This window comes from Microbacterium sp. HMWF026, assembly GCF_003061325.1.
In the GTDB taxonomy this organism is placed as follows: Bacteria; Actinomycetota; Actinomycetes; order Actinomycetales; family Microbacteriaceae; genus Microbacterium; species Microbacterium testaceum_E.
This window is the reverse complement of the sequence record NZ_QAJB01000126.1, coordinates 1-10448: the sequence shown is the minus strand read 5'-3', so window position 1 is coordinate 10448 and position 10448 is coordinate 1. Positions and strand designations below refer to the sequence as shown.

At 72.1% G+C, this 10448-nt stretch carries 10 protein-coding genes and 1 other RNA gene; 3 read left to right on the top strand and 8 right to left on the bottom strand.

The window, feature by feature from the left end:
* Positions 1-12: 12 nt before the first annotated feature.
* From DBR36_RS05770 to DBR36_RS05755, 4 genes are read right to left on the bottom strand one after another with little or no spacing between them, the layout of a single operon-like run.
* Entirely contained in the window at positions 13-1170 is a 1158-nt protein-coding gene (locus DBR36_RS05770; protein WP_108317971.1) for an N-acetylglucosamine-6-phosphate deacetylase, read from the bottom strand.
* On the bottom strand, positions 1170-1955 hold the full coding sequence (nagB, locus tag DBR36_RS05765) for a glucosamine-6-phosphate deaminase (protein ID WP_108317970.1): 786 nt from the start codon (positions 1953-1955) through the stop codon (positions 1170-1172). Before nagB ends, DBR36_RS05770 begins: the two co-directional genes overlap by 1 nt.
* Positions 1955-3523 (bottom strand): PTS transporter subunit EIIC, encoded by a 1569-nt coding sequence (locus DBR36_RS05760; RefSeq protein WP_108317969.1) that lies wholly within the window; start codon positions 3521-3523, stop codon positions 1955-1957. Before DBR36_RS05760 ends, nagB begins: the two co-directional genes overlap by 1 nt.
* 31 nt (positions 3524-3554) lie before the next feature.
* Positions 3555-4004: a PTS glucose transporter subunit IIA gene (locus DBR36_RS05755; RefSeq protein ID WP_108317968.1), complete on the bottom strand. Its 450-nt coding sequence runs from the start codon at positions 4002-4004 to the stop codon at positions 3555-3557.
* Positions 4005-4172: 168 nt separating this feature from the next.
* On the opposite strand from DBR36_RS05755, the gene DBR36_RS05750 reads away from it, so the two are divergent.
* Positions 4173-4922, top strand: a complete 750-nt coding sequence (locus DBR36_RS05750; RefSeq protein WP_108317967.1) for a GntR family transcriptional regulator — start codon at positions 4173-4175, stop codon at positions 4920-4922.
* A 27-nt stretch (positions 4923-4949) separates the two neighbouring features.
* On the opposite strand, the gene DBR36_RS05745 is transcribed toward DBR36_RS05750, so the two are convergent.
* Together DBR36_RS05745 and pta are read right to left on the bottom strand one after the other, a co-directional pair.
* Positions 4950-6197 (bottom strand): acetate/propionate family kinase, encoded by a 1248-nt coding sequence (locus DBR36_RS05745; protein WP_108317966.1) that lies wholly within the window; start codon positions 6195-6197, stop codon positions 4950-4952.
* Complete coding sequence (pta, locus tag DBR36_RS05740) at positions 6194-8335, bottom strand: phosphate acetyltransferase (protein WP_108317965.1); 2142 nt, start codon at positions 8333-8335, stop codon at positions 6194-6196. The genes DBR36_RS05745 and pta overlap by 4 nt, the downstream gene beginning before the upstream one ends.
* A gap of 88 nt (positions 8336-8423) precedes the next feature.
* Here pta and DBR36_RS05735 point away from each other — a divergent pair, with 88 nt between their 5' ends.
* Both DBR36_RS05735 and DBR36_RS05730 read left to right on the top strand, forming a co-directional pair.
* The gene (locus tag DBR36_RS05735) at positions 8424-9092 is read left to right on the top strand and encodes an NUDIX domain-containing protein (RefSeq protein ID WP_108317964.1); all 669 of its coding nucleotides are present in this window, start codon (positions 8424-8426) and stop codon (positions 9090-9092) included.
* 137 nt (positions 9093-9229) lie between these two features.
* The gene (locus DBR36_RS05730) at positions 9230-9871 is read left to right on the top strand and encodes a DedA family protein (protein ID WP_108317963.1); all 642 of its coding nucleotides are present in this window, start codon (positions 9230-9232) and stop codon (positions 9869-9871) included.
* A 22-nt stretch (positions 9872-9893) separates the two neighbouring features.
* On the opposite strand, the gene ffs is transcribed toward DBR36_RS05730, so the two are convergent.
* Positions 9894-9990, bottom strand: an RNA gene (gene ffs / locus DBR36_RS05725) — signal recognition particle sRNA small type.
* 53 nt (positions 9991-10043) lie between these two features.
* The coding region (locus DBR36_RS05720) for an ROK family protein (RefSeq protein WP_146185244.1) at positions 10044-10448 on the bottom strand (405 nt) is incomplete at its 5' end.

Here is a 10448-nt window from a genome sequence, read left to right as displayed (position 1 = left end):
GGGCCGCGGCCCTCAGCGCGCGACCGGCGACAGCGCGCGTCCGGCGATCCAGACCTGCGACGGATGCCACGCGGCATCCCAGTGCACCAGGTCGGCGGCGGCGCCCTCGGCGACGTGCCCGATGTCGGTGCGACCCAACGACCGGGCGGCGTTCTCGGTGCACGCCGACAGCACGGCCGCGGCGTCGAGTCCCGCGGCGATCATGCGCCGCACTCCCTCGTCGAGGACGATCCCCGCGCCCGCGATCGTGCCGTCCGGGCGACGCCCCAGGCCGTGCGGGTCGTTCGCCACGGGCTCCCCGCCGAAGTCGAGCCAGGTGCCGGCGTCGAGTCCGGCCGTCACGATGGCGTCCGTCACCCCCACCGTTCGGCGCCCGGCGGTCGCGAGCACGAGCGACACGACGCTCGGGTCGAGGTGCCGGCCGTCGATGATCGTGCCGACGAAGAAGCGGTCGTCGGTGAGCACGGCCCCCGGCACCCCGGGCTCACGCGGCTTCAGGGGGCGCTGCGCGTTGAAGACGTGCGTGGTCATGGTCGCCCCGGCATCGGCGGCGGCGTGCACCTCGGCGGCGGTGGCGTCGCTGTGCCCCACGGCGACGACGTGGCCCTCGCCGCTCAGACGTCGGATGGCGTCGAGGGCACCGGGCAGTTCGGGGGCCAGCGTCACCGTGCGCAGCGCCGCGCGGGCCGCCGGGCGCGCCAGCAGCGCGTCGAGATGCGCCGGCTCGGGGGCGAGCATGTGCTCGGCGCGGTGCGCGCCCTTTCGCGCCGGAGACAGGAACGGCCCCTCGAGGTGCGCCCCGAGCACGCGGGCGACCGGTTCGTCGGAGAAGACATCGCGGGCCCGGCCGATCCGCTCGAGGGCATCGACCGTGTCGGGCAGGGGCGCGGTGATCACGGTCGGCTCGACCCCCGTCACCCCGTGCCGCGCGAGGCCCGTGAGCAGCGTCCGCCAGCCCGCCTCGTCGGCCGCGGCGACGTCGACGCCGAACGAGCCGTTCACCTGCAGGTCGAGCATGCCGGCCGACAGCACCCCGTCGGTCAGGTCGGAGTCGACGGGCTCCTCCCCCGTCGCCGGGCGGATGCGCGCGATGCGACCGCCGGCGACGTCGATCACGACGGGACCGACGAAGGCGCCCGCGATGAGGGCGCGCGCGGCGCGCAGACGCATCACAGCCCCTGCCCCACCGGCTTGCCGGCGTAGGTCGTGCGGTAGTAGTCGGTGAAGGCGAGCTGGCTCGCGGCATCCTCGTCGACCACGACGGTGGCGTGCGGGTGCAGCTGGAGCACCGACGCGGGCCAGCGCGACGACAGCGGACCCTCGACGGCCTCGCGCACCGCCTGCGCCTTGCCGCGGCCGAAGCCGAGCATGACGGCGTGGCGGCTGTCGAGGATCGTCGCGAGCCCCTGGGTGAGGCAGTGGGTGGGCACCTGGTCGAGATCGCCGTCGAAGAACCGGGCGTTGTCGTGACGCGTCCGCGGGGTCAGGGTCTTCAGCCGCGTACGGCTGGCGAGGCTCGACATCGGCATGTTGAAGGCGAGGTGGCCGTCGGTGCCGATGCCCAGGATCTGCAGGTCGATGCCCCCCGCCTCGCGGATCAGCTGCTCGTAAGCCGGGCCCGCCTCGAGGGGCGCGACGTCGAGATCGCCGGGGCCGACGATCGCCCCGGGGGCGAAGTCGACGTGCTGCTCGAGCTCGGTGCGGATGAACTCGCGATAGCGCTCGGGGTGCCCGGTCGGCAACCCGACGTACTCGTCGAGCAGAAAGCCACGGGCGCGGGCGAAGCTCAGTCCCTCGTCGCGGTGGCGACGCGCGAGCTCGCGGTACACCGGCAGCGGTGTCGATCCGGTCGCCAGGCCGAGCACCGCCGCGGGCGTCCGCCGCAGCAGGGCCGCATAGGCGTCGGCGACCAGGGTCGCGGCATCCTCGGGGGTGGGGACGACGACGACCTCCATCACAGCACCTCGATGATGTCGTTCTTGAGCGCCTCGGCCCGCGGGCCGAACACCGCCTGCACGTTGTCGCCGACCTCGAGCACCCCGGCGGCACCCAGCTGCTTGAGACGCGCGTGGTCGACCAGCGTGCGATCGGCGACCTCCATGCGCAGGCGTGTGATGCAGGCGTCGACGTGCGTGAGGTTGTCGCGCCCTCCGAACGCGGCGATCAGCTGTTCGGCGAGGGAGTCCTCGCGCGCCGCGACGGCGGCGGCGACCGGAGCGGATGCCGTGACCGGCTGCGACGTTCCCGCGACCGGGGCGGAGGTGTCGGCATCCACCACCGGAGCCTCCGTCACGGGGGCGGAGAGGTCCTCTCGACCCGGGGTGCGCAGGTTCCACTTCTTGATGACGAGACGGAACAGCAGGTAGTAGACGCCGAAGTAGACCACGCCCATGACCACCAGCAGCCACACGTTGTTCGCCGCGGGCGCGGTGCCGTACAGCAGCAGGTCGAACAGCCCCGCCGAGAACGAGAAGCCCAGGTGGATGTCGAGCAGGTACGCCACGGCGAGCGAGATGCCGGTGAGCACCGCGTGCACGACGTACAGCGGGAACGCGGCGAACATGAAGGCGAACTCGAGCGGTTCGGTGACGCCCGTGAGGAAGGCGGTCAGGCCCGCGGCGCCAAGGATGCCGATCGCCGCCTTGCGCTGGGCGGGGTTGGCGAGGTGGATCATCGCGAGCGCGGCGGCGGGCAGGCCGAACATCAGCACGGGGTAGAAGCCCGAGGTGAGGGCGCCCGCGGTGGGGTCGCCGGCGGCGAAGCGGGTGAGTTCACCCGTGACGACGCTGCCATCGCCCTTGGTGTACGACCCCTGCAGGAACCACACGTAGGAGTTGAGGATGTGGTGCAGCCCCACCGGGATGAGCATGCGGTTGGTGAAGCCGTAGACGAAGGCGCCCAAGGCGCCGGTGCCGCCGATGAAGGCGCCGAGGCCCGTCAGTCCGGTGTTGAAGATCGGGTAGAAGTAGCTCAGCCCGAAGCCGACGACGAGGCTCGCGAGCGACACGACGATCGGCACGAACCGCCGACCACCGAAGAAGCCCAGGTACGAGGGCAATTGGATGGTGTGGTACCGGTCGAAGAGCCAGGCGGTCAGCAGCCCGATGACGATGCCGCCGAAGACGCTGTAGTTGATCTGCACCTGCTCGCCCGCGGCTGTGGTCTGGCCCGCGAGGACGACGGGCGACATGGCCTTGAAGACGTTGGCGAGCACGAGATAGCCGACGACGGCCGAGAGCGCCGTCGACCCGTCGGCCTTCTTGGCGAAGCCGATCGCGACGCCGACGGCGAACAGCAGCGCCAGGTTGTCGAAGAGGGCACCGCCGGCGGCGCTCATCGCCTGGAAGAAGGGGCCGATGACCGGCAGGTCGATCTGACCGAGCAGGTCGGGCTGACCGAGGCGCAGGAGGATGCCGGCCGCCGGCAGAACGGCGATCGGCAGCATGAGGCTCTTGCCGAGTCGTTGCATCTGGGCGAAGCCCGGGATGCCGCGACGACGGGCGGCGGGGGCGGTGGTGGTCATGGCGGGTCTCTCTCGACGGTGAAGGAGCGGGTCAGACGGACAGGAGCGGGAAGCCGGGACGGATGCCGGCGTCGAGCGCGGCGAGGACGGTGACGTCCTCGGACGAGCGCTCGAGCACCACGACGGGGGCGATGGTCGCCCGTCCCGCGGCGCGGACCGCGGGGACGTCGTAGGCGATGATCGGGGTGCCCGCGCTCACGCGGTCGCCCTTGGCGGCGAAGACGGTGAACCCCTCGCCCTGCAGCTGGACGGTGTCGAGGCCCAGGTGCACGAGAACGGCGAGACCGTCGTCGGCGACGACGACGAAGGCGTGCGGGAACACCTGCAGGAGGGTGCCGTCGATCGGGGCGACCGCGTCGACGACCTCATCCGGCGGGTCGATCGCGACCCCGGGACCCATGACGCCCTGCGCGAAGAGCTCGTCGGGGACGGCGGACAGGGATCGGACGGTTCCCACGAGCGGGGACTGGATATCGGGCACGGGTGCTCCTCGGTGAGACGGCGGGTCAGCGGTCCGCACCACCGCTCGCGCCTAGGCTGGAGAGGAACGCCGTTCCTCCGCACGATCCGCCCACTGGCTCGGACTGGTACGTACCAGTGAAAGTACTGGCCCGGGGTGGGCGTGTCAACACCGAAAGTCGAAGCCGCCATGCCCCGACTCCGCGACGCCGACGCCCCGGCCACGACCGTCACGCCCGGCCCGATCCCGAAGCACGCGCAACTGCGGGCGATCCTGCTGTCGGACATCGGGAGCACCTGGCCCGCGCACGCCGCCATCCCCTCGGAGCGCGACCTGGCGACCCGGCACGGCGTCAGCCGCGCCACCGTCCGAGAGGCGCTGCGGCAGCTCATCGAGGAGCAGAAGCTGTACACCGTCCAGGGCAAGGGCACCTTCGTCGCCGGCGAACGCGTCCAGTCGCAGCTGCATCTGGCCTCGTTCACCGAGGACATGCGTCGCCGCGGGATGGTCGCCACCACGCTCGTCCGACGCGTCGAGCGGGCCACCCCTCCCCTGGAGGTGCGCGCGGCCCTCGGCCTGGACGAGGACGAACGGGCCTGGTCGATCGAGCGCCTGCGCCTGGCCAACGGCATCCCGATGGCTCTCGAAGCCGGGTGGTACTCGCCGCGCGCGGCGTCCGACCTGGGCGCACAGGATCTGGCCGGGTCGCTGTACGCCGTCCTCGCCGAGCGTTACGGCGTGCGCATCGACGCGGCCGAGCAGACCGTGTGGGCCGAGACCGTGGCCGACGGCGTCGCCGACGCCCTCGACGTCCCCGCCGGAACCGCCGTCCTGGTGTTCCGCCGCACCTCGCGCGCGGCGGGAGTACCCGTCGAATACGTCACGTCGTGGTACCGCGGCGACCGGTACCAGGTGCACATGGCCCTGGCCGGCGCCTGAGTCGCCGGCCGACCTCGCCGCGCGCGGCTACGCGACCGACAGCGTCTGCCGCGCGATCTCGAGCTCTTCGTCGGTCGGCACCACGAGCACCTCGACGCGCGAGGAGTCGCTGGAGATGCGACGGATGCCGCGCCCCCGCGCCGCGTTGCGCTCGGCGTCGATCTCGACGCCCGCGAAGCCGAGGGTGGCCATCGCCTCGGCGCGCACGGCCGCCGCGTTCTCGCCCACGCCCGCCGTGAACGAGATGACGTCGACGCCGTCCAGCTGAGCCAGGTACGCACCGGCGTAGGCGCGAAGGCGGTGGATGTACACGTCGAACGCGAGCCGCGCCGCCGGGTCACCGGCATCGCGGCGCTGGCCGATGTCGCGCATGTCCGAGACGCCCGCGATGCCCAGCAGGCCCGAGCGCTTGTTGAGCAGGGTGTCGAGGTCGGCGGTCGACATGTCGGCGCGTCGCGCGAGCTGTAGCAGCACCGCGGGGTCGAGGTCGCCCGACCGGGTGCCCATGACCAGACCCTCGAGCGGGGTGAGACCCATGGAGGTGTCGACGGAACGGCCGCCCTCGATCGCCGTCACCGACGCCCCATTTCCCAGGTGGAAGACGATCTGCTTGAGCTCGGCGAGCGGGCGGCCGACGAATGCCGCGGCGGCCTCGCTGACGAACTTGTGACTGGTGCCGTGGAAGCCGTACCGACGGATGCGGTGCGCCTCGGCGAGGTCGCGGTCGATCGCGTAGGTGTAGGCCTCGGGAGCGAGCGACTGGTGGAACGCGGTGTCGAACACCGCCACGTGCGGCACCGCGGGGAACGCCTTCTTGGCCGCGACGATGCCCGCGAGGTTCGCGGGGTTGTGCAGCGGCGCCAGGACGGACAGCTCGTCGATGTTGATCTCGACCAGGGGCGTGACCACCGTGGGCGCGAAGAAGCGGGCGCCGCCGTGCACCACGCGGTGCCCCACGGCGACCGGCGCGTACTGCTCGAGCGAGGGGCCGTGCGCGGCGAAGGCCTCGAGCATGACGGCGAAGCCCGCCGTGTGGTCGGGGATCTCGCGTTCGATCGTGACCGTGGCATCCGTCACCGTCGGCGCGGGTCCGTCGGTCGGTGCCAGAGCGGCGGCCTTGACCGTGTGCGTCGCGACGCCCCCGGCGCCGGTGGCCGTCGCGGGCTCGCCGATGCGCTCGACCAGGCCGACCGCGAGCACGCTCTCGGTGGCCATGTCGAGCAGCTGGTACTTGAACGACGAGGAACCGCTGTTGACCACGAGCACGACGCTCATCGCGCGCCTCCCTGCGCCTGGATTGCGGTGATCGCGATGGTGTTGACGATGTCGTCGACGAGCGCGCCGCGCGACAGGTCGTTGATCGGCTTGTTGAGCCCCTGCAGCACCGGGCCGATCGCGACGGCGCCCGCAGAGCGCTGCACCGCCTTGTAGGTGTTGTTGCCGGTGTTGAGGTCGGGGAAGACGAAGACCGTCGCCCGACCGGCCACCGCGGACCCGGGCATCTTGGCGCGGGCCACCGCGGCGTCGGCCGCCGCGTCGTACTGGATCGGGCCCTCGACCAGCAGTTCGGGGGCGCGTTCGCGCACGAGCGCGGTGGCGGTGCGCACCTTCTCGACGTCTGCTCCGGTGCCGGACTCCCCCGTCGAGTACGACAGCATCGCCACGCGCGGGGCGATGCCGAACTGCTCGGCCGTCGCCGCCGACGACACGGCGATGTCGGCGAGCTGCTCGCTGGTGGGATCGGGGATGACGGCGCAGTCGCCGTAGACCAGCACGCGGTCGGCGAGGGCCATGAGGAACACGCTCGAGACGACCGAGACCCCGGGCGCCGTCTTGATGATCTCGAACGCCGGGCGGATGGTGTGCGCCGTGGTGTGCGCGGCGCCCGAGACCATGCCGTCCGCGAGTCCGAGGTGCACCATGAGCGTGCCGAAGTACGACACGTCGGTGACGGTGTCGGCGGCCTGGGCGTAGGTGACGCCCTTGTGGGCGCGGAGCCGCGCGTACTCGGTGGCGAACTTGTCGACGTGGACGGCGTCGAAGGGGCTGAGCACCTCGGCGTCGCGGATGTCGATGCCCAGTTCGATGGCCCGGCCGCGCACCTCGATGGGCTCTCCCAGGATCGTCAGGTCGGCGATGCCGCGCGAGAGCACGGTGGCCGCGGCGCGCAGCACCCGATCGTCGTTGCCCTCGGGCAGCACGATGCGGCGGCGGTCGGTGCGGGCGCGGTCGACGAGGCCGTACTCGAACATCAGCGGGGTGACGACGCTCGGGCGCGCGACGCCCAGCTCGCGCGTCAGCAGCTCGGTGTCGACGTGCCGTTCGAACAGCGCCAGCGCCGTGTCGTAGCGGTGCTGCGAGTCGGCGGCGAGGCGACCGCGGGTGTTCATGATGCGCACCGCGGTGTCGTAGGTGCCGAGGTCGGTGGCGATGATCGGCAGCGGTGAGCCCAGGCCGTCGATCAGCCGGACGATCGCGTCGGGCAGCTCGAAGCCGCCGTTGAGCACGATGCCCGCGAGCGAGGGGAACGTGCCCGAGGCGTTGGCGAGCAGCGCCGCGAGCAGCACCTCGGTGCGGTCGGCCGGGATCACCACGACCGCGGACTCCTGCAGCCGGGGCAGCACGTTGACCATCGACATGCCGGCGACCACGACACCGAGCACCTCGCGCGTGAGCAGAGCCGGGTCGCCCTTGATCAGCTCGCCCTCGACCGAGCGCAGCACTCCGCGCACCGAGGGGGCGATCAGGAAGCGGTCCTCGGGGAGAGCCCACACCGGCACCGTGCGCCCCTCGGCCCCGGCGAACGGTGCGGCGTCGACCACCTGGCGGACGGATGCCACGATCGGGTCGAGGTGATCGGCATCCGCGCGATTGACGATGACGGCGAAGAGGGCGGCGCGCTCGTGCTGCAGCTCGGAGATCGCGAGCGAGGCGATCTGACCGACCTCTTGCGGCGTGCGGGCCACCGACAGGCCCAGCGTCTCGCTGTGACCCTGCTGCGCGCGACCGCCGAGGACGAGCAGCACGGGGGCGCCGAGGTTGGCCGCGATCCGGGCGTTGTAGGCGAGCTCGGCAGGACTGCCGACGTCGGTGTAATCGCTGCCGATGATGACCACGGCATCGCACCGCGCCTCGACGGCCTTGTACCGCTCGACGATGCGCGCCAGGGCGGCGTCGGCGTCGTCGCGCACGTCGTCGTAGGTCACGCCCACGCAGTCGTCGTACTCGAGGTCGACGCTGTCGTGGTCGAGCAGCATCTCGAGCACGTAGTCGCGCTCGGCGGTCGACCGCGCGATGGGACGGAACACCCCCGCGCGCGGCGTGACCCGGCTGAGGGCGTCGAGGACGCCCAGAGCCACGGAGGATTTGCCCGAATGACCTTCGGCCGACGTGATGTAGATGCTCTGCGTCACGCGTTCAGCCTATTGCGGGGCCCCGACATCGCTCCGGGGTTGCTTCGGCGTCGAGTCATCGTGACCCCGCGCGTCTAGGCTCGCGACCGTGACCTCTGACGCCCCCGGAACCACCGTCCCCGACCACCGCGGCCGCACGGGTCTGCACCTCACCGGCCGCGACCTCGACCGCAACCCGCGCGTGCGCGTCGACGATGTCGAGCTGCTCGCCGCCGGCTGGCACGTGCTGCGCGCGACGACCTTCCGCTACCGCGGCGACGACGGGGAGTGGGTCACGCAGACGCGCGAGACCTACGACCGCGGCAACGGCGCGACGATCCTGCCGTACGACGCGACACGACGGACCGTGCTGCTGACCCGGCAGTTCCGCTATCCCGTGTACGTCAACGACCACCCCGACGGCATGCTCGTCGAGACCGCCGCCGGGCTGCTCGACGACGACGACCCCGTCACCGCGATCCGTCGGGAGGCCGAGGAGGAGACGGGCGTCCGCGTCGACGACGTGCAGCACGTGTTCGACGTCTACATGAGTCCGGGTTCGGTGACCGAGCGCCTGCACTTCTTCGCGGCCGCCTACGACGGCTCCACCCGCGAGGGCGACCGCGGCGGCCTGATCGACGAGGGCGAAGAGATCGAGATCCTCGAGTACGACATCGACGAGGCCCTGTCGATGATCCGCGACGGCTCGATCCAGGATGCCAAGACCATCATGCTGCTGCAGTGGGCGGTGCTCGACGGGCCCTTCGCCCGCGGCTGACGCGCGAACGCACCCACGAGGAGCCCCCGCCGTCAATCTGGGCGGCGTCTGGGAGCACGGGTCCTACAGTCGGCCTCGTCGGCGTATGCGCGTCGACACGGGCGGACCCACCGCCATCGACCGGAGGACTCCCGCCCATGCTCACTGCCCTGAACCCCTTCGACGCCGCCTCCGTGCTGCAGGCCTTCGGCCCGTTCGTGCTGGGCGGCATCGCGCTGCTGGTGTTCATCGAATCCGGGGTGCTCTTCCCCTTCCTGCCCGGCGACTCGCTGCTGGTCACCGCCGCGATCCTGAGCGGTCCGCTCGGCATCAGCCCGTGGCAGGTCGCCCTGGTCGCCTCGATCGCGGCCCTCGCCGGCGACCAGGTCGGCTTCTGGCTCGGCCGCCGCTTCGGAAGGCGCCTCTTCCGCGACGACGCCAAGCTGCTGAGCACCGCGCGCCTGGCCGAGGCCGAGGCGTTCTTCACGCGCTACGGCGGTCTGTCGCTGGTGGTCGGTCGCTTCGTCCCCGTCGTGCGCACCTACGTGCCCCTGGTCGCGGGGACGGCCGACATGCCCTACCGCCGCTTCCTGCTGTGGAACGCGGTCGGCGCCGTCGGGTGGTCGTGCGCGATGACCCTCGTGGGGGTGCTGCTGGGCGGCATCCCGTTCGTGGCGCACAACATCGACGTGCTCGTGATCGTCATCGTCGCGGTGTCGGTGCTGCCGGTCGTCATCGCCGCGGTGCGCCGCCGGCGCAAGACGCACGGGGCCGAGCGGAGGGCCGACCGCCGCGAGTGAGCCGGGACCGGCATCCGGGCAAAGAAAAGACCCTCCGCGCACCCGGTAGAGCCTGGTTACCCTTGCTACGTTTCCGTCCTGGGGGAGTTGGCCTGGATGCCGCCACGCGGAGAGCCGAGTACAGCCTACCCGACGCGCGAGGCGTCTCCCACACGGCGAGGACGCGGGACGCTCAGTCCCGCAGGTCGCGCAGCGCCAGAGCGGCCGCGCCCAGCAGCGGACCGTCGCCGTCCAGGCCCGACCCCACGATGCGGCAGCGCCGGGCGTAGGCGTGCAGCGAGGCCGCCTGCGCCGCGGTCCGCACCTGGTCGACGTAGTCGGGCGCGACGTGAGCGAAGCCTCCGGCGATCGCGACCGCCTCGAGGTCGCACAGCGTCGCCGCCGCCGCGATGGCCTGGCCGACCGCGGTGGCCGAGCGCCGGACCGCGCGCACCGCGATCTCGTCGCCCGCCGCCCAGGACGCGGCGAGGTCGAGCCCCGTCTCACCCGCCCAGCCCTGCGCGCGGGCCCACGCGACCGTCCCCGGTCCCGCCGCGACGGCTTCGAGGGTGGATGCCACCACCTCGTTGCCCTCGAT